This is a genomic window from Paenibacillus sp. FSL M7-1414 (assembly GCF_038003195.1).
GTDB classification, from domain to species: Bacteria; Bacillota; Bacilli; order Paenibacillales; family Paenibacillaceae; genus Paenibacillus; species Paenibacillus amylolyticus.
Genome location: NZ_JBBOOS010000001.1, coordinates 1,161,327 through 1,182,595, shown reverse-complemented (window position 1 = coordinate 1,182,595; position 21,269 = coordinate 1,161,327). Strand labels below are relative to the sequence as shown.

The window sequence follows — 21,269 nt, the reverse complement described above, 5'->3', positions numbered from 1 at the left end:
TCTGCCACAATGAACCTCGTGTTTTACAATGCCGAATTAACCCTCTCGTCTAGCTAGTCACTACATATAATGTCTCGTTCTTATATTCCTACATCTAGGGCAAAACGACAATGTCTCCCGGTTTCAACCCGCTAACTACTTCCGTCTTGTCCCCCGATTCCATTCCAGCCTGGATCGTCAGCGGCTCGGTCTGTCCATTGCCTTTGTCTAACAGTACGTAAGGCTCGGTCTGATCCCGCATGATCGCGAGACTGGACACTACCGTCACTTTATCCTTCCGCATCGTCTCGATATCGCCTTCCAGACTCACGCCTCCATACATTCTGGCATCCGGCTTCAGATCAATGACCACGTCAAACTGTGAAGCTTGCTTGAGGTCCGCATCGGTACTCTTGCGGGCGAATTTGGACACCTTACTTACCTTCCCGGTGAATTGCAGGTCTTTCTGCGCAGTCATTCGTACCTTAACTGGCATGCCCACCTTGAGCCTGAACATTTCTTCCTCACCAACAATCGTCATGAATTTCAGTTTGCTGATGTTTGTAATGGACCCGATCAGCTGTCCTTCCGTCACCGCACGTGTCTTGCTATCCTCTTCATTCATCTGAAATATACCGGAAGCGGAAGCATACACAACAGACTTACTTATTACTGCCTGCTTTTTCTGTATCTCCTTCTCCTTGAGGACCAACGCTTTTTGATTCAATTCATTCGTCAGGCGTTTACCTTCCCGATCTGCAAATGCCTTCTTGCGCTCCTCTTCCGTCACGCCAAGGGACTCACTCATATTCGCCTGATCCAGGGTAACCTGATTCATCTTATTTTCCAGCTGAGCTTTCTCCAGGTCACTCTGCAACTGTTCTACTTCCGTTTGTAACGTGGAAGTATCGAGGGTAAACAGGATATCGCCTTTGCTCACCTGCTCACCACTTTTCACGTGCCACTGCTTGATGTTGGAAGCATACGGAGCGAAGATATCCGTCTGATCGGTGTATACGGATTTCCCTTTCACCTGTATCGTTTGCGTCATCGTTTCCTGTGTCACATCAAAGGTAATCGGGGGTGGAATCTCTATAGGCGCCTCCGGTTTTGGCTTGTACTTTTCATACAGCCAGTACCCTGCACCTGCGAAAAGTACAACGGTGATGATAATTTTAATCCATTTCTTCATGTGCCCAATTTCCCTTTCGCTAATAAAATTACATTGATTTGATCACAGTTAATGCATTGGTCCGAGATGCGCTGATTGCCGGATATATACCTGATACAATGCCAACCAGAATAGCAAAAACGATGCCAAGTGGCAGAGCCGACTGCTGAATAACGACGGTCATCGGACCATTCATCTGATCTGCCATCTGACTCGCCAGCAGACTGTTCACCCCGCCGAGGGCAGCAAAGGCGATCCCCACACCAGCCACGCCGCCCATTAATCCAAGCATCGCTGCTTCCGAAATAAACATCTGACGGATCTGCCACAGATTTGCACCCAGCACCTTCATCACACCAATCTGTTTACGACGCTGATGCGTAGACATAATCATCGCTACAATAATGGATAATGAGGCCAGCAACATGATAAAACCACCGATCCCCAATGCCGCTTTTTGGTACATCGCCAATTGACCTGCCATCGCTTCCTCTTGGAACAGATTACTCTGTGTGTTTAACGTCAGCTTTTTAATCTGTTCTTCCACCTGGGATACATAACGTTTGTCCTCAACCTTGACCAGAGCTGAGTTAAGATGCTTGGCCGCACTGCTGTCGGCCTGCTGTAATCCAAGCTCATCCTGCAATGCACGAGCTGTATCGAGCGGCAGATATACTTTTTTATCGTTTTGAGCGCTCATATCATCCATGTTGGAAGGCTTCATCAGTTCTCCAGACACGCGTATAGAACCACTCATTTTGGTTTTACTCGCATTCGCATAATCTTCATATCGAAACTGAATACGCTGCTGCACCAACTGATCCTGCTTCGCAGACATTTCCGTAAACTGCTCCAAAAGCTCATTGTTATATGGATCAGCATTCAACTGCTCAAATAACTTCTGAGTTACTTTGGGGTCCACGAGTCCAAATGCAGCCCCATAACTGGTTACCGCCATACGACCATCCTCTGCCCCACGTCCCTCAGCATACTTGTATCCAAACCCGCCCAGGGTCTCCAGCTGAGTACCAATGACCTCAACATACGTGCTGCGACCATCCGGAAGCACCATTTCCAGCGACTCCAGCTTTAACATGGGAGCCACAGCAACAACATGAGGAAGTCTTTGGATAATCTGAATCTTTTCCAACGTCAATGCTCCCCGTTCAAACTTCGATGTCTGACCATTCCCCTTACCGTTCCCAGTACGTATGCCTTCATTGGGCGTAATCGTGATTTCATCCATCTTGTAATTGTCGTTCAATGTTTTCTCGCTATAGGTCTGTACGGACTGCCCCACGCTAAGTGCAATGATCATGGCGGCAGAGCCGATGGACAGCCCCATCATGCACAGCAGTGTGACCATTTTTCTGCGAATGATCTGTCCCCAGGCCATACGTGCTACATCCCGTATTCTCACATTTCCTCTCCTTTTGCCTCAAACTTCCCTTACAGCTTCTTCAACCTATATTCCATGTTGCAGTGTAAGCACAACTTGCATCTGCTCCGCGACCTCTGCTTCATGTGTCACAATGACAAAGGTTGTATTCATATCCCGGTTAAGCTGCTGCAAAATCGCAATAATCTCTTCCTCCGTCTCAGTATCCAGATTCCCGGTAGGCTCATCTGCAAAGATCACCGAGGGTTCAGTAATGAGCGAACGTGCAATACTGACACGTTGTTGTTGACCGCCCGACAACTGGGACGGGAACAATTTTGTTTTTTCACCCAATCCAACCTGTTCCAGCAGCTTCAATGCTTTTGCTTTGCGTTTCGAAGGGCTTATCCCCATAAACACCAAGGGTAATTCTACATTTTCCCGGATCGTAAGATTGGACAGCAGTTCATAGGATTGAAAAATAAACCCGATATGACTGCGCCTGAACTCAGCCAGGCGATTCTCACTGAAACGTACAATATCTTGTCCCGCAATTAGAATCTTGCCCTGATCCGGTTTCATCAGCCCTGCCATCAGATTCAGCAGTGTGGATTTACCCGAACCAGAACTGCCCAGCAGGGCTACCATCTTGCCTTCTCCAATCGTCAGATTGATATCCTGAAGCACCGGCACAGTTCCCTGGCCATTGCGGAACGAGTGGGATAATTGTTCAACTTGAAGCATTACTGCATTTCTTCCTTTCTACTTGCTAAATATGTACAGAGGTTGTTACGTAAAGATTCGCGTAGCACATTCCCTTTTCATTATAGGGTGGAGATGTATCCGGGCTGGCCGGAGTTGTATCCAACTTGTAACATGTCATAACAAAAAAAGACCTTGTCCACAGAGCAGATATCGCCAGCTCCATCAGACCAAGGTCTTATATTCGTATACCTTCCGCAGCTTACCAGGCTCTGAAACTAAAGCGGTACATTTCACTTTTATCCACTGAGCTGCTCACAGCAAATAATTCATCGTCATTCCATTTCAGACTGATGAAGTTATCAATATTGCGATAGATCACCGTATCCGACGAAATCTTGCTGTCATTCAGGTAGGCAACATGCAACTCATTTTTCTGATTCTGACTGTCCATCGGGAAAAAGTAAGCTATTCGGGATTCATCTGCATCCAGATCGAAACTCCAGATCGAACCTTGTAATAACAGATCATACTGCTCCTCTGCTGCATGATACCGATACAGCCCCTGTACCTTATTCATCGTTCCCTGGATGAGCATGTCACCATTTTTCAGCAACTTGTACTGTTGAATATCCTCCATTGCAGCATACGCCTTCACTTCATGCTCATCCTCAAGCGATACACGATAGATGGCATAATTGTCTTTCAGCATCACCAGTATATAAAATTGCTGGTGATCCTCACTGACCTGCAACACATCCATAACGATAAACGTATCACTCGAACCTTTCCCTTGTTTTGGTCCTGTGAACATGCTCATCAGCTCTTCATACGTGTAGATGACATGACTCGTCCCCTGGCTCAGATCAACTTGTTTAAATAACAGATCATCCTGACCGATGTAGGATTCGTTCCCTACAAACACTCGATAATACGAGTTGTCATACGGAAGCTTGCGACGTTCCCCGCTCTGTATCATATACTCATACGTTGTCTTCTGCGTCTGACCTGCCCGATACTGGGAGTAAATGATTTTCTTGTGATCCGGGCTGATCGTTACGCCGTAATCCGTATTAGCCGCAATGTTCTTCACTTCTTTATCATCCAGATGCAGGAGAGACAGTTTGAGCCCTGAATAGGAAAATTCCGGTTGATTAAATATAATCGTATTCCGGTCTAACACTTCAAAATCAAAGATCGCAAAATCATTTGGAATCTTGGTAGCCGACTCGATCTGAATCGTACTGCTCGGTGGTGGTGCCAGACGGCTGTTGAACTGCTCACTTGGCAAAATCACCGTTCTTGGTTTGAGATTTCCGAGACTGAACAGGCTCCCAATCCCAAAAATCCCGCTGACAAATGCGATCAACAACCCTGACAGCATCAATCTGTCACGATTTTTACGCCAAAATCCAGGATGTCTCATGCGTTCATTTCCCCCGGAAGACTGATATTCACTTGTGTCCCTTCCCGCATGATGCTCTTCATCTCCACTGTTCCTCCATGACGCTCAACGATGTTCTTCACAATAGATAAACCCAGCCCGGCACTGCCTTTCTCGGCCCTGTTGATTCCTTTATCCTGGTAAAAGGGTTCAAATACATGTTGGAGCGCTTCAGCACCGATTCCTTCCCCCTGATCACGGATCACAATAGCGATAGAATCACCTAACCGGAAGGATTGTACTTCGATAATGGAGTTCACATCACTGTACTTGACCGAATTATCCAGGATGTTGAGGAAGACCTCTTTCAACTTATCCCGATCTCCCTGTAGATACTGATGTTCCTCTAGCTCATAGTGAATGCCTATATTGTACTTGCTCGCCTTAATCGACATGTCCTCACAAGCTTCACGAATAATATCTGATATATCGATACGTTCGAACCGGTATGCCTGAATGACCGCAGAGGAGACCGAGACCTCCAGAATATCCGCAACCATGGTGTTGAGACGCTGGCTTTCCTTGATGATATAATTCATGCCCTTGTCAAAAAAGTCCTGGTCGGTAAATCCGTTATCCCGTAAAATCTGGGCGTATCCCAGAATCGTCGTTAAGGGTGTCTTCAATTCATGTGTCACATTGTCAAAAAAGACTTTGCTTCTGGCCTGTACTTGCTTCACTTCGTCCCGCTCTCGCTCAATCACATCAATCTGCTCCCGAACCCGATTAATCATGACGGTGAAGCTTGAAGCCAGTTCACCGATCTCATCCTTGGTTGTAATCTGAATGTCCGCATTCAGACTTCCTTGGGCCACTTCCGCAGAACGTTTCGTGAGTACACGGATGGGTTGTGTAATTTTCCGGGAAATAAAGATGGATGCGATAAATACAAATACGAAAATAACCGCTGCAAACAGCTTGATCGTATTCTGGAACCGGAGATTGCGTTTGTACAAGTCGGTGTAATCCTTCTTCATCTGTACGATTCCAATCAATTGTTGATCCATCTGGAGAGGGAAGGACAGACTGGCTGTGACCCGACCCTTATCCACAACTGTGGTGTAAGCAATTCGGGAATGTACGGCTTCCTCCACATCAGGATGGTCAGACCGCTTAGCAACGTTAACCTCGCTGCCAACAGATTCGTATGGCGAAGCATCGGGGCGATATACTATAATCTCCCCACCAACGGCTGATCCAATCTGCTCCGCGAGCTCGCGACTCCCTGCTTCGAGCGAGTCTCTGCTCATGCGTTTGTTATGTATCAGAAAGTACTGATTCAGCGCGATGTCCAGATTTCTTTTGGATTGCACCATATCCTCATGCACTTCCCGGTACATATTCTCCTGAGCTACCTTATTGGACAGAATCAGCAGGACGGAGAATCCGATAAAGACAATGACCGAGAATAGCACCACCATTTTGAACTGGATCGTCCACTTCATGTCTGTACCTGAATATTCAGCTTGTACCCCACACCGAATATCGTTTCAATCATCGAAATGCCTTGCACACCACTATCCAGTTTCTTGCGAATCCGTTGCACATGAATATCCACCGTTCGGGTATCCCCTGCAAAATCAAATCCCCATACCTTGTCCAGCAGTTCAGAACGTGTATGAACCTTACGATGATGGGTCACGAGAAATAACAACAGATCATATTCTTTATTCGTGAGTCCTGCCCGTTCCCCGTCTTTCCACACTTCCCGTTCATCCTTGCGAATCTCAATATGTTTGCCTAGCCTTACCACCTCATAGGACTGATTCTCCAGTGTCTCGCTGATCAGATCAATCCGGCGAAAAATCGCCCGAATGCGCGCAACCACCTCACGGATATCAAAAGGCTTCGTGATATAGTCATCCGCCCCAAGCTCCATGCCAAGTACCTTGTCCAGCATGTCCGACTTCGCAGTGATCATGATGACAGGTATCTTGGAGTTCACAGATAGTTGCCTGCACACATCAAAACCGCTCATATCTGGCAGCATCAGATCCAGCAGGATCAGATCCGGCTTCGAATCCCGAAGCAGACCCAGACCCTCTTTTCCCGTAGCTGCTTCCTTGATCTCAAATCCTTCCTTACGTAACGAATAGGACAAAATATCGCGAATGGACTCCTCGTCCTCAATAATTAAAATCTCTTTTTGTCTCATGATACTTTCGTAATCTCCCTGCTCTATGAATTTCCTTCATCTGCCTATATTTTGTATCCCAAGCCGTATGCTTGAATAGAGGGAAGCACGAAATGTTACAACTCCGATACAACTCTGAACCTTTTGGAAACAACCTCCCGATATACTTGGATCATAAAGAGACTCATACCAGACCGGACCCAAGCCTGATCTGTATCCAAGGGGGATTCACATCATATGAACAGCACACAAATTAATGATGCTTATATCAACTATAAATCAGAAATCACAAGGTATCTATCCCATATCGTCAAACAACCGCAAGATGCAGAAGATCTGGCACAGGATTGTTTCATTCGACTAATGAACGTTACCGTGGATATCCCTGAAGATCGCATTCTCTATTATCTCAAACGCATTGCCCGTAACCTGGCGATGGACAGCTTCCGCAGGCGGACCCGTACACTCAGACGAGACAGCCGTCTGGAGGTACCTACCCATCACGTCGATACATCCCACCTTGAAATTAGCGAAGGTGTTCATGATCTTGTTTCCCATATTAACAACACCGAACATCGTAAAATATTAGAACTTCGCCTCATCCATGGATACTCCATTAAGGAAACGGCAGAGCTGGTGAATCGCAGTGAAGGCATGATTAAATCCTCTGTCTTCCATGCCGTCAATCGAATTCGGGCCAAAGTCATCTCATAAGAGATGGCTTTTTATTTGCGTAAAATCAATATGCACGCAGAATTGGATGGATTATGACGGGACCGAAATACCTATGGATATGTCAAAAGACCCAATTTTACAAATATCGAGTTAATTTTTACAAATTGTTATGACTATGTGAGATTTTCATGTGGTAGAATATGGACGAACTCATGAATCAACTAATATTTGGGAGGGATTTGGTTGGGTAAATTAACAGGTATGCGAGGAGTATTTTTAAAATCACTCCTGGCATTGTCCATGGCTTTGCCGCTTCAGGTCGGATTATGGAACGGAGATGCATCGGTTCATGCGGAAGGACCGACAGACCCGGCACCGTTCATCCAGGCAAAGGTTGTGAACCAAAATGCAGGTAAAAAAGTATTGTTCGACAACTCTCACGGCCAAACGGCTGGAGCTGCAGACTGGGTCATTGATGGAGGTTTCTCCGACTTCGGCAATGCACTCGCGAATGATGGTTACTATGTCAAAGAACTTCGCAAGACAACTCCATTTACCTATGATGATCTGAAAGAGTATAACGTATTCGTTATTGCAGAGCCTCAAATTCCTTTCAAAACATCCGAACAAGCAGCACTGAAACAATATGTTGAAACGGGCGGCAGCATCTTCTTTGTTGGAGATCACTATAATGCAGACCGTAATAAAAACCGCTGGGATGGCTCTGAAGTCATCAACGGCTATCGTCGGGGAGCATTCGAAGATCCGGCCAAAGGTATGAGCACCGATGAGCGTAATTCTGAAGCGATGCAAAATGTAACCGGCTCGGACTGGTTGTCCGATAACTTCGGCGTACGTTTCCGCTATAACGCACTTGGCGATATCAACGCCAATATCGTCGTACCGGCAGATCAAGCCTTCGGCATCACAGAAGGCGTATCGGCTGTAGCCATGCACGCCGGTTCAACACTTGCAATCACCGATCCGGAAAAAGCAAAAGGTATTGTATACCTGCCTAAAACCAATGCTAAATGGAATAATGCGGTAGACCAAGGTGTCTACAACGGTGGCGGGATTGAAGAAGGTCCTTACGTGGCTGTATCCAAGCTGGGCGCAGGTAAAGCTGCCTTCATCGGTGACTCCTCTCCAGTAGAAGATGCATCACCAAAATACTTGCGTGAAGAGACAGGCACACGCAAAACAACTTATGACGGTTTTAAAGAAGCCGATGATGCCGTGTTGCTCGTGAACACCGTAAACTGGCTTGCTACACAAGAGAACTACACAAGCCTAACTGAAGTGAACGGACTTGAACTGGACACAGCTACAGCGCTGTTGCCATTCGAAGAGCCGGCTGCTTCCACAGAACCACAGGCTGAACCTTGGTCCGCACCTGCTGCCGGATATAAGTGGTACGATCGTTCCACGTTCAAGGCTGGTTCTTATGGTGGCCCTGCATCCAGTGCGAACGCTGCATACAGCTTCGTGAAACAGGATACTCTTCCAAATGCAGAAGACTTCCAGATTCGTGTAGTTGTGGAGAACATGGCTCCGAACACAACCGTATCCGGTTATAGTGCCGGTATCTATCTGACTGGCGGAACACAGGTCGCCATGATCCAGAATGAAAGTGGTACTTGGCCAACTTCGTACGGGTATAGCTCCACATTCAGTGTAACCTCGGACAGCCAAGGTCGCGGGATCAAAGATCTGAACGTCCGGATCAAACCAGGTACAACTGGCGCTGCCAGCTTGCGTCTGCGTCTGAATGGCAGCAACCTGATCACCAATGCCGTGACTGTTGGCAATGTGCCAGCAGAACAGCTTCCGGAAGAAGAAGGACCGATTCCAGCAGCTATCACCGTTGCTGAAGCACGCACCAAAGCTGCTGGCACTACCGTAACGATCGAAGGTGTTGTGACGACAGAGCCGGGTGCATTTGGTGGACAAGCCTTCTATCTTCAAGATGAAACTGCTGGAATCTACGTATTCCAGCATACGAGCGGCTTCCATGCAGGTGACAAGGTGAAAGTAACAGCAGCAACAACCATCTATAACAGCGAGTTCGAGCTTACCGATATCGTTGCGATTGAGAAAACAGGTACGGCTTCCGTACCTGCTCCAATCGAGGTTACTGCAATTACAGATGCGAACCAAGGTCAACTGGTTCAATTGAAAAATGTAACGATTGAGAATATCATCAGTGCTACACCCGTTGGATCTTTTGAATTCGACGCGGTAGCAGCAGATGGAACGAGCACACACATACGTGTAGACACCCGTACAGGTGTGACGGAGACTGCCTTCCCTTATGCTGCTGGTGACAAAATCGATATCACAGGCGTTTCCGCTATTTTCAAAGATGTATATCAATTGAAACCTAGAAGCTTGAATGATTTTGTACCTGCTGAAGAGCAAGGTGGCGGCGAAGTGCCTTCCACTCCAGCTGCAGGAGCACCGGGTAAACCGGTGCTTTCTTCTGATAATGGATATACCACTGGCCTGTTCGAAGGTTCGTACAACGTAAGCATGAACCTCTGGTGGGGTGAAAATGGTTCTGAGTACAAACTGTATGAGAACGGCGTTCTGATTGATACACAGAAGTTGACTGCAGCTTCACCATCGGCTCAGTCTTCCAAAACAGCTATTACAGGTAAAGCCAACGGCACGTATACCTATGTAGCCGAGCTGACCAATGACAAAGGCACAACACGCAGTGACGTGCTGACGGTACAAGTAACCAATGCCGCTCCAGGCAAAGCTACGTTGTCCCAAAACAACTGGGATGGTGACGGCAACTATAACGTATCCATGAACCTCTGGTGGGGTACAAATGCAACCGAATACCGTCTCTATGAGAATGATGTATTGATTGATACACAAGCGTTGAACGCGGCAACACCAGCTTCCCAAAGTGCTACAACTGAATTGTCCGGTCGCGCTAACGGAACGTATACGTACCGTGCTGAGCTGATCAACGCCGCAGGCGTAACCAGCACCGAGACAATTACGGTTCAAGTTACCAAAGCTTTGCCTTTGGCTAGCTAAGTCTCAGCTAAGAAGTCTAACGTTTAACCAAGTAACTAAAAAACCGAAACCAACATTGCCTGATTCACAGGGCAATATGGTTTCGGTTTTTTTCATTCATTTCAAACGTTCCGGCTCATATCCATTTCTAACAAATAGAATACTGTTCCACACAGCAGAACAAGCGGCCAAGGCGATGACAATGATGACAAAAATCAAGTTCATCTGTGTAAACGCATAACTGCTTCCCGTGAAAATGATCAGGATTGCACTGAGCCCAATATTTTCTCTGTTATGTTTTTTAAACTTCTGAAAGATCATTCTGTACAGCAATAGGAGTACCATAAACCCAATCCATATATATTGAAATAATTCCATAGGTCACCTTCCTTTAAAAAATTCATTTCTTGTATGGATATCTAAGAGGAGTATTAATTAATATCCTTAATTCCCTTTATATAGAAACCTATTAATCTTACATGTATTTGGAAAATAATTCAATCATCTTTAAACATATTCTTGGAATCCTCTTATTCCTCAACGGTTAACAGAGCAACAAGAACGCACCGTTGTTTATTTGCAGACACAAAAAAAGACTATCCCTGCCAATATTCTGGCACCGAATAGCCCTCTCTTCTTCCGCTCTCAACTAATCTTAATTTGTCATCTAATATTTTCGTAGCGCCACATTAACTCTACACCAGCTTCTTACGAATATACCCCGAGATCAAGTCGATAATCGTGATCATCACGATAATACCCAGCAGGATAATACCTACTCGCGGCCAGTTCCGGGTACTTAATGCAAAGATCAGCGGTGTACCAATCCCCCCTGCTCCAATTACACCCAGGATAGTCGCGGAACGTACATTGATCTCGAAACGATACAATGTATAGTTCAGGAATCCAGGCATAACCTGTGGCAGGATGGCAAACCACAACTGCTGCATGCGATTGGCTCCAGAGGCAAGCAGCGCCTCAGATGGGCCATAGTCGATATTTTCAACTTCATCCGCGTATAATTTGCCTAACATGCCGATGGAGTGCAATCCAAGGGCGAGTACCCCTGCGAACGATCCTGGGCCTACTGCCTTAATGAACAACAAAGCCATGATAATCTCAGGGAACGTGCGGATAAAGCTGAGTACCATTTTACCTGCACCCGAGATGGAACGATGCCCACTCATGTTACGGGCAGACCAGAACGCAAACGGGATACAGAGCACGGCCGAGATTACAGTACCTAGTACGGAGATTGCCAACGTGTCTAGCAGTCCGCGCAGCAAGTCTTCTCCCTCAGGCAAATATACAAACTCCCAGTCCGGTGAGAAAATTCCGGCTACAATGGCTTTCATAATCTGAGCGGCAGTTTCCTTGAAACCAGTAAACGGTACACCGGCAAGCGCCCAGGCATACATAAGGATTAACAGTAACACAATGACCCAGCGTAGCGGGTTTTTCCGTGGTTTAGGCCGGATGCGACTTGTTTCATTTTTCATCATAGCAATTTCTCCCGCAGCTTAGTACTTACATAATCAATGACCAGAACAATGACAAGGGTAAACAGAATGATTACGCTGGTCTTGTCATACTCCAGGAATCCAAGTGTGGCCTCGTAATAGAGTCCAATTCCTCCGGCCCCCACCAGTCCCAGAATGGCAGCGGCACGTATATTAATTTCGAAGGCATACAGCACATAGGATGTGAACTGGGCAGCCAGTTGCGGCACCACGCCATATACAATGAGCTGAATCCGGTTCATACCAACAGCCGTCATCGCTTCCAGCGGTCCCTGATCAATGGTTTCCAGCGTCTCATACGTCAGCTTCGCAATCAGACCTACTGAGAACACAGCCAGTGCCAAGATTCCGGGGATTGGCCCCAAACCAAACACAGCAACGAACAAAGCAGCAAGCAACAGATCCGGCACGGTCCGAATCAGGTTCAGCAGAAAGCGCGCCGGATAGTAGATCCAGCGACTTGGCATCAGGTTACCGGCACAGATAATCGAGACCGGAATCGCAATAATCGCACCAATGGTTGTCCCAATCAGGGCCATTCGAATCGTTTCCAGCATGCCTTGCACGATATTATCAAAGTAACTCCACCGGGGCGGAAACATCTCCTTCAGCAGATCCAACATGTTGGGAAAACCTTCAAACAACTCCGTGAAGCTGGCATCCGTCTGCTTGGCACTGGCCCACAGAAGGAGCAGAATGATCACTAAGGTGAGCAAATGTTTCATACGCCCAGGCGGTTTTGGGCGATTCACAACCTGAGCCGGGCTGAAACCAGGTTCCTTCCCCACTCCGCCTGAATTCTGAAGTGGAACGTTGGACTGCCCCTTCATACCACAACTTCTCCCTGCTCATGCACAGCCTGCTTGTCCAACAATTCGTCAGCCAGAATTGGTCTGCCGTATATTTCTGCAAAGCGCTCATCCGTTGCCTCTTCCACCGGACCATCAAATACGACCTCGCCTGCTCGCAATCCGACAATACGGGTCGCATACTCTCTCGCCAGATCAATAAAGTGAAGGTTGACGATGGTCGTAATCCCAAGGTCTTGATTGATGCGTTTCAGGTCATCCATGACCTGCTTGGTTGTAAGCGGGTCAAGTGAAGCAACCGGTTCGTCGGCCAGAATGATTTTTGCTTCCTGTGCCAGTACACGAGCAATAGCGACACGCTGTTGCTGTCCACCAGACAACTGATCTGCACGGGAATAAGCTTTCTCCGAAATATTCACACGATCCAGCGCAGTGAATGCCAGTTCAATATCCTCTTTTGGAAAACGACCCATAATGGTACGCATAGTGGAATGATATCCAACGCGTCCAGCGAGTACGTTACGTAGTACACTGGATCGTTTCACCAGATTGAAACTCTGGAAGATCATGCCGATGTCACGTCTGATCATGCGTAGCCGTTTTCCTTGTGCCTTCGTGATGGAACTTCCGTTAATCAGAATCTCGCCCTCACTAATGTCGTGCAGTCGGTTAATGGAGCGTAAGAGCGTTGATTTACCCGCACCGGACAGACCCACTACAGCAATGAATTCACCCTGCTTAAATTTCAGATTAATATTATCCAGGCCCTTGGTACCGTTAGCGTAAGTTTTGGTAACGTTATGAAGCTCAATCATGACAATATCCTTCTTTCATTCATAATGATCAACCATACATGAGTCCTTGCTATAATGGCACAAGCCAGCGCAGCGTAGATCACGCTGAACTGGCCTGTCCATTGCTACGATTAAGCTGTTCCCATTCAAGAGAGCTACTACAAAGTGAACAGATCCCAAACTACTTTTGGATCAGAATTATTCACCTTTCACTTTTTCGCCATACTGACGAACGATCTCGAACTTGCTATCATCGGATTCTACATAACCTTCATGCGTATAGATTTCTTTGATGATCTGGTGACCTTCAGTATCTTTACCGATATCGATGAAGGCTTGTTTGATCTTCGCAGTCCAATCTGCATTCATGTCTGTACGAACGGCAATGGTATCGTTAGGAATAGGCTCAGTGAACGCCAGTACTCGTGTATCTTCAAATACAGTCGGATAGTCTTTAGCTACCGTGTTGCGGGCATCTTGAAAAATAGCTGCCGCATCAACGTCACCGTTCAATACAGCGATAACACCTTGGTCATGACCTTTCAACGTTACAGGTGTTACATCTTTTAATGGATCAATGCCTCTGTCCAGTAACAGACCTGCTGGCCATACATAACCTGCGGAAGACGTTACGTTTTGGTAAGCGACTTTTTTACCTTTAAGGTCCTCGATGGATTGAATCGGCGAATCTTTTTTCACAATGAACATGGATTTATATGAATCTGCCAACTCTTCGGTTGGAGCACCTGTCTCATCATTTACACCGAAACGTTGTGCTTGCAAAATAACCTGCGCGGCGCCTTTTTCTTTAGCCAGTACATAAGCTGTCGGAGGCAAGAAACCTACGTCTACTTTGTTGGAAGCCATTGCTTCAATAATTGTGTTGTAGTCGGTGGATACGCTGACTTTTACCGGAATGCCCAGTTTGTCACCAAGCAGCTTCTCCAGCGGTTTCGCTTTAGCTTCAAGCGTATCTGCGTTCTGGGAAGGAACAAATTGAACCGTCAATTCAGTTGGCACATATCCTTCGACAGCTTTCTCTGTCTCTGCCGTAGACGTACCGGATGCATTGGAACTCGAATTATCACCGTTAGCCGAACCTGTTGTACTACTGCTAGACCCACAAGCACTCAGAAACATAACCAAAATCAACAATGGTAAAAATAAAGCAGACTTCTTCAAACGAACACCCTCCAAAGAGTTTCTATTTTTCAGTACTTATCTACTATAGTTGCCAAATATTAGCGCGATGTGAAACGAAATTTGGAGTTTTGTAAAGTTTCCTGTCAGGCTGTCAGCAGGACTTGTATCTGTTAGAATAGGCTCATTATGGTTGAAGATATAGGAAGAACATCGGAGATAACGGCATATACTTCGGTTCTTCAGCCTATTCTGTCTTCTCCGTTTTATGGTAATTCCATATATCTGAACTTATATATTAGAGGAGATTGTAAAATGACATCCATAAACCATACGGCAAGCTTCGATATTCTGTATACCAGTGATCTGCACGGGGCCATCCGTCCCATTCATTACAATACCAATGCCTACCGCCCGGCTGGACTTGCCCTGCTGGCTTCCCTGATTCGTAAGGAACGTGAACGTGCACCTGAATTGATGCTGGTGGATAACGGGGATCTGCTGCAAGGATCACCCTTGGCCTCCTATGCAGCTTCACAGGTATCCAAAAACGAAGTGCATCCATTCATAACAGTACTGAATGAACTCGGTTATGATGCTGCGGTGATGGGCAATCACGAGTTTAACTATGGTCAGAATCTGTTGCGCGGAGCAGTTGAAGCTTCCAATTTCCCCTGGCTGTCTGCCAATATTGTAAAAGATGAGCAACCAGACGTACCTGCCTTCGGTCCTCCGTATCTAATCAAAACATTGTCTACGGGTGTGAAAATTGCCCTGTTGGGCGCAACTACGCACTACATCCCAAACTGGGAGCATCCAAAAAATATTGAGGGGTTACAGTTCCTTGATGCCTTGGAGACGATTCATGCATGGGTTAGCTATATCCATGAGCATGAACAACCAGATGTAATGGTTGTCAGTTATCACGGCGGATTTGAGAGTGATCTGGAGACAGGCGAGCCCGCCGAACGGTTAACTGGAGAAAATCAAGGCTATGCCATCTGTCGGGACATCGAAGGCATCGATGTGTTGCTTACCGGACATCAGCATCGTCAGCTTACCGCTAATATTCATGGTGTAACCGTCATTCAGCCGGGATTCAGTGGAAATGGTGCAGGACATGTATCCATTCAGTTGGAACAATCATCAGGCGGGAAATGGCAGATTACAGATAAGAAGGCTCGGTTGTTACTTCTGGATGAACATAGTGAAATTAAGCCTGATGCTACGGTCTTGAAACTTACAGATGAGGTAGAAATCGAGGCACAAGCATGGCTTGATCAACCCATTGGCGAGGTGGCTGGGGATTTATCCATCACCAATGCTACGGCTCTGCGACTCAAGGCACATCCATTCATTGCTTTTGTACATCAAGTGCAGATGGAAGCGACTGGAGCGCAGCTCTCCAATACCGCCATGCTGAGTGAAGAAGCTCGCGGTTTCGGGAGTCACATCACCGTTCGGGACGTGTTATCCAACTTCATCTATCCTAATACTCTGACGGTGCTGGAGTTGAGTGGTCAGGATATCCGGGAGGCACTGGAACAAACGGCACGTTACTTTGAAGTGAATGCTTCTGGTGAGGTGGCAGTTAATCCGGCTTATATGGAACCCAAACCCCAACATTATAATTACGATATGTGGGCTGGCATGGAATACGAGCTGGATATCTCCCAACCTGTTGGCAGTCGAGTTGTGAAGTTGGAACATGAAGGCAAGCCAATGGACATGAATGGCATGTACTCTGTGGTGATGAACAGCTACCGTGCTGCTGGCGGCGGGGATTATGCAATGTATCCGGGCAAAAAGGTACTGCACGAAGGTGCCACGGACATGGCCGCACTGGTGGAAGATTACATCCGCAGACACCAGCCGTTAACGGTGGAGCAGGCTAATAACTGGAAAGTTATTGGAAGTTAAATGAGAAAGAGCAGGTCCTGTGATCAGGATCTGCTCTTTTGTTTTCAACCTATTGCTTACTTGTTCTTGTTGAATTATCCTATCCTGTCCTGTCCCTTCATCCGACATATTGAAGGATTAACTGATATAATGCTATTGAAAATCCTAAGATACTCGCTTTCATTTTAGATGGATGATTTCTTTCGCTACGAATCAAATAAAAGAAAACCAAAATAAACCCTGCGGGGATCCATAGCTCAAAGACACCATTTGTTGTACTTTGAGAATAAATTGGCGTAATGAACGTACTAATCAAAAAGTAAAAGAAAACCGTAAAACGTCTTGTTTCTAACTGCTTGCTCCACCTTACTAGAATGAAAATAATAATGATTGCGATAATAATAATGTGAACAGGGGGTAGAAGAATAGCAACATTCCCAAATTTGAATTCCATTCCGCATTGCCCTCCTCTCTTTTAATGCATCACATGACTGACTACAGGCATACGTGTAAAAATTCATTCTCATGCTTCAAAACCGCTGGCAACCGTCCAAAAACGGACCTATTCCAATATATCCTTATTTTAACATACAATCACAGTTCCATATCCCACGCTTATTCAATAAAATATGCAAAAAGAGCAGAAGTGAGGAGCATCGTGCCCTCATCCCTGCTCATTTTACATACCTACAAGTTTTCTAATACATGTCCCATATTATACAAAATGACTATTGCGCCTTTTTACGCAGCTGACTGTAATACAGCTCGCTGTAGAAACCCCCTTGTTCCAGCAACGCATCATGCGAGCCTTGCTCCAACAGATGCCCATCCTTCAGCACCAGAATTCGGTCGGCCTGACGGATCGTGTTCAGCCTGTGGGCAATAACAAAGCTGGTACGACCTTGCATCAGGCGTTGCAACCCTTCCTGGATTTTAATCTCCGTAACAGTATCAATACTGCTCGTCGCTTCGTCCAGTACAAGTATGGATGGATCTGCCAAGATTGCCCGGGCAATGGCGAGTAGTTGCTTCTGCCCCTGACTAATGCCGCTCCCATCGGCCTGGAGCACTTTGTCGTATCCATCCTTCATTCGCACAATGAAGGAATGGGCATTCGCCAGCCGGGAGGCTGCTTCCACCTCTTCATCCGTCGCGTCCAGACGGCCAAACCGAATATTTTCCCGAATCGTGCCCTGAAACAGAAATGAATCTTGTAGTACAAATGCCATATGTGACCGCAGATTCTCACGCCGAATGGTGGTCATATCGCGACCATCTACCGTTAATGTGCCACCTGTTGGATCATAGAAACGGGATAGCAGCTGAATTAATGTTGTTTTCCCCGCTCCGGTCGGACCCACAAGGGCAATCATCTCCCCCGGTTTGGCTTCAAAGCTGATCTCATGCAAAATGTTACGTCCTTCATCGTATCCAAAGGATACTTTGTCAAAGCGAACGGCTCCCTCTACCTTGTCCAGAGATATCGCTGCCCCTTCATCCTTCGCTTCCTCATCTTCGTCCAGCACCTCGAATACGCGCTCAGCCCCCGCAATCGCGGACAATAACGTATTCCACTGGTTCGCCAGATCATTCAGCGGACGAGTGAATTGACGGGCATATTCCACAAAGATAATAATCACCCCGACTGTAACCGAACCCTGAATCGCCAGAATACCACCGATGCCCGCCACAATCGCAAAGCTCAGGTTATTCAATCCATTCATCAGTTTCGGGATAAAACCAGAGATCGTCTGTGCCCAGAAACCGGAAATCCGGATGCGGGTATTCCGTTCCTCAAAACCGCGAATCACTCGCTCCTCTTGGGAGAATGCCTTAATGATCCGCTGCCCGGATAAAGTCTCTTCGATGTAACCGTTAAGTTCACCGAGATTGCGCTGCCGCTCCTTGAAGAGCGGTCCCGTTCTGCGCGTAATCCAACGCATGCCGATGGCCATCAGAGGCACAACGATAAAGGTAAGCAGGGTCAGTAGCGGACTGAGCCAGAGCATAACCCCAAACGTTCCGAGCAGTGTTAATACACTCGAAAAAATCTGGATCGCCGAGCTGTTCAATGTACCGCTGACATTCTCGATATCATTGGTCACCCGGCTCATAATCTCCCCCTGCTGGCGTTTACCGAAGAATGGAATCGGTAATTTGTGCAGATGGGAGAACAGATCATACCGCATGCGGAACACGGTTTCCTGTGCAATTTCGATCATCCATATATTTTGTAACCAGGATGTAAGAGAGAACAAGACATACACTGCGGTTAATCCAATCAGAAACCGAGTCCAGCTTGCCCCGCCTTCCCCCGCGATGAAATCATCCACGGCCACCCCTACCATGTAAGGGCCAAGCAAAGCGAGCGCGGAGCTGGCAAACACCATCAACAGTACCATGGACAGCTTAACCTTGCGACGTGCCAGATAGGTCCAGATACGACCTAGCGTACCTGACCAGTTCTTCGCCCGTGCCTTGGGTTTGCGACCACCACCTGATCGTAACGTCTCCGGATCAATCGGCGGTGGCGGCTGACGGAAAGGCTCAATGAATGCTTTGAACATGCTGTGCACCCTCCCCGTATTGTGATTCATGGATTCGACGATACAGCTCTGACGATTCCATCAGGTCTTCATGTTTTCCCTGTCCAATGAGTTGTCCATCATCAAGCAGCAGAATCAGGTCCGCCGAAGTGGTTGAACTGATCTTCTGGGTGATGATAAACGTGGTACACGACAATTCCTCCAGCGCATCGAGCAGTCTGCCTTCTGTAGCCACATCCAGCGCACTTGTGCTATCGTCCAGAATCAGAATTCTTGGTCTACGTACCAGTGCTCGTGCAATGGAAAGTCGCTGCTTCTGTCCACCGGAGAGATTCACTCCCCGTTGACCCAGCAATGTATCATAACCGTTTGGTAAATTCTCAATTGTTTCATGGATCTGCGCACGCTTTGCGGCTTCCACGATCTCATCCAAGGTAGCATCTTCCTGACCCCAGGCAATATTCTCCCGTATGGAACCGGTAAACAGGACAACCTCTTGAGGCACATAACCAATCGCACCACGCAGCATGGACAGATCCAGCTCTGATGCATCGGCACCATCAATCCGTACCTTTCCTTGATCCTCTGTGTATAAACGCGGAATGAGCTGTACCAGCGAGGATTTGCCTGAGCCTGTTGCTCCCATAATGGCAATGCGCTCCCCCGCTTTTGCCGTGAATGTGATGTTATCCAGTACTGTAATTTCACTATTGGGATAACTGAAGCCTACACTGCGGAATTCAACCGCTCCCTGCACAGCGCGCTGTTTCTTCGCCGGGTATACAGATTGCGGAAAATGCGAAGATTTCATAGATCCAGCAGATGGTGCAGACGTTGATAACGACTTCGTCTGTTCAGTCTCCGACGTGTCCTCCGTATTAAACACTTCATTCAGCCGTTGCGCCGAAGCGCTTGCTCTGGAGAAGGTTACCAGAATCCATGACAACGCAGACATGGCACCAATGGTGCGAAGCAGATAGTTAATGACGGCGACCACTTCACCCACGGTTGCATTACCGGAGGCAATGTCGACTCGTCCAAACCATAACACGGCGATGATACAAACATTCATCATAAGCAGCATGAACGGCATCGTGGTCTCCGTCAGGCGCAGCGCGGAGATTGTGCCTTTCATCAGCTTGCCGCTGAATCCGGCAAAGCGTTCAATCTCATGGCCCATCCGTACGAAAACACGGATCAGCCGAATGCCTGTCAGATTCTCCTGGATGACTCCATTGACGGCATCCAGTCTGCGCTGCACATTGCGGAACAGCAGCGCTGCCTTTTTGATCATCCACACCACAACAATGAGCAGTACAGGCACCATGACAACCAGCAGCAGACCCAACCTCGGGTTCACGATCACTGCCATAATCATGCTACCAATCACCACCAGGGGCACACGTGTCATGAAGCGCAGACTCATGAAGACGGTGTCCTGAACCTGGGTCACATCCCCCGTTAATCGGGTAATCAGGGACGATGTCGCGAACCGGTTAAAGACGGCATAAGAGAACGTTTGCACTTTCTCATACAACTTCTCCCGCAGATCGTATCCGAACCCCAGACTTGCATGGGATGCAAAGAACGAACTCGCAATTCCGGCAGCAAAAGCCACAACAGCACTAGCAACCAGCACACCGCCCCACAACCAGACGACAGAAAGGTCTCCCTGCTGAATCCCGTTATCGATGATCTTGGAGATCAGATAAGGCTGAGCCAGCTCCACCGCAAGCTCAATTAACATCATGACCAGGGCTGCAATCGCGGCAACTCGGTACTTCTTCAAGTAGTACAACAGCTTGATCATAAGCATTCCTCCGGCTCGGAGCACCCTAAACCGATAACACGTTCCAGCTCAGAGCCTCCATTAGACATGTTGTTTTCTCCACAGCGTCCAATATGTAATCATTTCTATGTACACATATGGTTATTATAGCGTATTTTACAATGCCGCTTCTATTCTTATTACCCTACTTTTCCCAATACAATAAACTTCTCTTCATTTTGGCAGTAAAAAAAGGAAGGTCTCCCTTCCCCACGCTAGTTAA

General features: G+C 47.1%; 17 protein-coding genes. 3 read left to right on the top strand and 14 right to left on the bottom strand.

What is annotated here, in order from left to right; all coding sequences use genetic code 11:
* Positions 1-94 precede the first annotated feature (94 nt).
* The 6 genes from MHH92_RS05315 to MHH92_RS05290 all read right to left on the bottom strand — a co-directional run bounded on the left by MHH92_RS05315 (position 95) and on the right by MHH92_RS05290 (position 6,829).
* Positions 95-1,171, bottom strand: coding sequence for an efflux RND transporter periplasmic adaptor subunit (locus tag MHH92_RS05315; protein ID WP_340902449.1), 1,077 nt, complete (start codon positions 1,169-1,171; stop codon positions 95-97).
* 28 nt (positions 1,172-1,199) lie between these two features.
* A complete protein-coding gene (locus tag MHH92_RS05310) occupies positions 1,200-2,570 on the bottom strand; it encodes an ABC transporter permease (RefSeq protein ID WP_340902448.1) in 1,371 nt (456 codons plus the stop codon).
* 45 nt (positions 2,571-2,615) lie between these two features.
* Positions 2,616-3,272 carry an ABC transporter ATP-binding protein gene (locus MHH92_RS05305; protein ID WP_340902446.1) on the bottom strand — a complete coding sequence of 219 codons (657 nt, stop codon included), beginning with the start codon at positions 3,270-3,272 and terminating at the stop codon, positions 2,616-2,618.
* Positions 3,273-3,492: 220 nt separating this feature from the next.
* Entirely contained in the window at positions 3,493-4,656 is a 1,164-nt protein-coding gene (locus MHH92_RS05300) for a hypothetical protein (protein ID WP_340902444.1), read from the bottom strand.
* On the bottom strand, positions 4,653-6,119 hold the full coding sequence (locus tag MHH92_RS05295; protein ID WP_047841817.1) for a sensor histidine kinase: 1,467 nt from the start codon (positions 6,117-6,119) through the stop codon (positions 4,653-4,655). The genes MHH92_RS05300 and MHH92_RS05295 overlap by 4 nt, the downstream gene beginning before the upstream one ends.
* Positions 6,116-6,829, bottom strand: coding sequence for a response regulator transcription factor (locus tag MHH92_RS05290; RefSeq protein ID WP_340902442.1), 714 nt, complete (start codon positions 6,827-6,829; stop codon positions 6,116-6,118). Before MHH92_RS05290 ends, MHH92_RS05295 begins: the two co-directional genes overlap by 4 nt.
* Before the next feature lie 216 nt (positions 6,830-7,045).
* On the opposite strand from MHH92_RS05290, the gene MHH92_RS05285 reads away from it, so the two are divergent.
* The gene (locus tag MHH92_RS05285; protein WP_036606312.1) at positions 7,046-7,522 is read left to right on the top strand and encodes an RNA polymerase sigma factor; all 477 of its coding nucleotides are present in this window, start codon (positions 7,046-7,048) and stop codon (positions 7,520-7,522) included.
* A 222-nt stretch (positions 7,523-7,744) separates the two neighbouring features.
* Positions 7,745-10,531 (top strand): DUF5689 domain-containing protein, encoded by a 2,787-nt coding sequence (locus tag MHH92_RS05280; protein ID WP_445744702.1) that lies wholly within the window; start codon positions 7,745-7,747, stop codon positions 10,529-10,531.
* A 96-nt stretch (positions 10,532-10,627) separates the two neighbouring features.
* Here MHH92_RS05280 and MHH92_RS05275 read toward each other — a convergent pair whose 3' ends face one another.
* The 5 genes from MHH92_RS05275 to MHH92_RS05255 form a co-directional block, all read right to left on the bottom strand.
* Positions 10,628-10,888, bottom strand: coding sequence for a hypothetical protein (locus tag MHH92_RS05275; protein ID WP_340902441.1), 261 nt, complete (start codon positions 10,886-10,888; stop codon positions 10,628-10,630).
* A gap of 317 nt (positions 10,889-11,205) precedes the next feature.
* Positions 11,206-12,012: a phosphonate ABC transporter, permease protein PhnE gene (gene phnE / locus MHH92_RS05270; RefSeq protein ID WP_101314703.1), complete on the bottom strand. Its 807-nt coding sequence runs from the start codon at positions 12,010-12,012 to the stop codon at positions 11,206-11,208.
* Complete coding sequence (gene phnE, locus MHH92_RS05265) at positions 12,009-12,755, bottom strand: phosphonate ABC transporter, permease protein PhnE (RefSeq protein WP_340907627.1); 747 nt, start codon at positions 12,753-12,755, stop codon at positions 12,009-12,011. Before phnE (MHH92_RS05265) ends, phnE (MHH92_RS05270) begins: the two co-directional genes overlap by 4 nt.
* 101 nt (positions 12,756-12,856) lie before the next feature.
* On the bottom strand, positions 12,857-13,654 hold the full coding sequence (gene phnC / locus MHH92_RS05260; RefSeq protein ID WP_076253378.1) for a phosphonate ABC transporter ATP-binding protein: 798 nt from the start codon (positions 13,652-13,654) through the stop codon (positions 12,857-12,859).
* Between the two features lie 177 nt (positions 13,655-13,831).
* Entirely contained in the window at positions 13,832-14,773 is a 942-nt protein-coding gene (locus MHH92_RS05255; RefSeq protein ID WP_445744701.1) for a phosphate/phosphite/phosphonate ABC transporter substrate-binding protein, read from the bottom strand.
* Positions 14,774-15,088: 315 nt separating this feature from the next.
* Here MHH92_RS05255 and MHH92_RS05250 point away from each other — a divergent pair, with 315 nt between their 5' ends.
* The gene (locus MHH92_RS05250; RefSeq protein ID WP_340902438.1) at positions 15,089-16,693 is read left to right on the top strand and encodes a bifunctional metallophosphatase/5'-nucleotidase; all 1,605 of its coding nucleotides are present in this window, start codon (positions 15,089-15,091) and stop codon (positions 16,691-16,693) included.
* A 97-nt stretch (positions 16,694-16,790) separates the two neighbouring features.
* On the opposite strand, the gene MHH92_RS05245 is transcribed toward MHH92_RS05250, so the two are convergent.
* From MHH92_RS05245 to MHH92_RS05235, 3 genes are all read right to left on the bottom strand, one after another.
* On the bottom strand, positions 16,791-17,126 hold the full coding sequence (locus MHH92_RS05245; protein WP_340902437.1) for a hypothetical protein: 336 nt from the start codon (positions 17,124-17,126) through the stop codon (positions 16,791-16,793).
* A gap of 274 nt (positions 17,127-17,400) precedes the next feature.
* The gene (locus MHH92_RS05240) at positions 17,401-19,239 is read right to left on the bottom strand and encodes an ABC transporter ATP-binding protein (RefSeq protein ID WP_340902436.1); all 1,839 of its coding nucleotides are present in this window, start codon (positions 19,237-19,239) and stop codon (positions 17,401-17,403) included.
* Positions 19,220-21,028 (bottom strand): ABC transporter ATP-binding protein, encoded by a 1,809-nt coding sequence (locus MHH92_RS05235; protein ID WP_340902435.1) that lies wholly within the window; start codon positions 21,026-21,028, stop codon positions 19,220-19,222. The genes MHH92_RS05240 and MHH92_RS05235 overlap by 20 nt, the downstream gene beginning before the upstream one ends.
* Between the last annotated feature and the right edge of the window lie 241 nt (positions 21,029-21,269).

Excerpts from the sequence above, each read along its gene's own strand:
- MHH92_RS05290 (WP_340902442.1), bottom strand. The coding sequence starts at position 6,829 with ATGAGACAAAAAGAGATTTTAATTATTGAGGACGAGGAGTCCATTCGC.
- MHH92_RS05235 (WP_340902435.1), bottom strand. The coding sequence starts at position 21,028 with ATGATCAAGCTGTTGTACTACTTGAAGAAGTACCGAGTTGCCGCGATT.
- MHH92_RS05250 (WP_340902438.1), top strand. The coding sequence starts at position 15,089 with ATGACATCCATAAACCATACGGCAAGCTTCGATATTCTGTATACCAGT.
- MHH92_RS05245 (WP_340902437.1), bottom strand. The coding sequence starts at position 17,126 with ATGGAATTCAAATTTGGGAATGTTGCTATTCTTCTACCCCCTGTTCAC.
- MHH92_RS05255 (WP_445744701.1), bottom strand. The coding sequence starts at position 14,773 with ATGTTTCTGAGTGCTTGTGGGTCTAGCAGTAGTACAACAGGTTCGGCT.
- phnE (WP_101314703.1), bottom strand. The coding sequence starts at position 12,012 with ATGATGAAAAATGAAACAAGTCGCATCCGGCCTAAACCACGGAAAAAC.
- MHH92_RS05315 (WP_340902449.1), bottom strand. The coding sequence starts at position 1,171 with ATGAAGAAATGGATTAAAATTATCATCACCGTTGTACTTTTCGCAGGT.
- MHH92_RS05305 (WP_340902446.1), bottom strand. The coding sequence starts at position 3,272 with ATGCTTCAAGTTGAACAATTATCCCACTCGTTCCGCAATGGCCAGGGA.
- MHH92_RS05275 (WP_340902441.1), bottom strand. The coding sequence starts at position 10,888 with ATGGAATTATTTCAATATATATGGATTGGGTTTATGGTACTCCTATTG.
- phnE (WP_340907627.1), bottom strand. The coding sequence starts at position 12,755 with ATGAAACATTTGCTCACCTTAGTGATCATTCTGCTCCTTCTGTGGGCC.
- phnC (WP_076253378.1), bottom strand. The coding sequence starts at position 13,654 with ATGATTGAGCTTCATAACGTTACCAAAACTTACGCTAACGGTACCAAG.
- MHH92_RS05280 (WP_445744702.1), top strand. The coding sequence starts at position 7,745 with ATGCGAGGAGTATTTTTAAAATCACTCCTGGCATTGTCCATGGCTTTG.
- MHH92_RS05300 (WP_340902444.1), bottom strand. The coding sequence starts at position 4,656 with ATGAGACATCCTGGATTTTGGCGTAAAAATCGTGACAGATTGATGCTG.
- MHH92_RS05240 (WP_340902436.1), bottom strand. The coding sequence starts at position 19,239 with ATGTTCAAAGCATTCATTGAGCCTTTCCGTCAGCCGCCACCGCCGATT.
- MHH92_RS05285 (WP_036606312.1), top strand. The coding sequence starts at position 7,046 with ATGAACAGCACACAAATTAATGATGCTTATATCAACTATAAATCAGAA.
- MHH92_RS05295 (WP_047841817.1), bottom strand. The coding sequence starts at position 6,119 with ATGAAGTGGACGATCCAGTTCAAAATGGTGGTGCTATTCTCGGTCATT.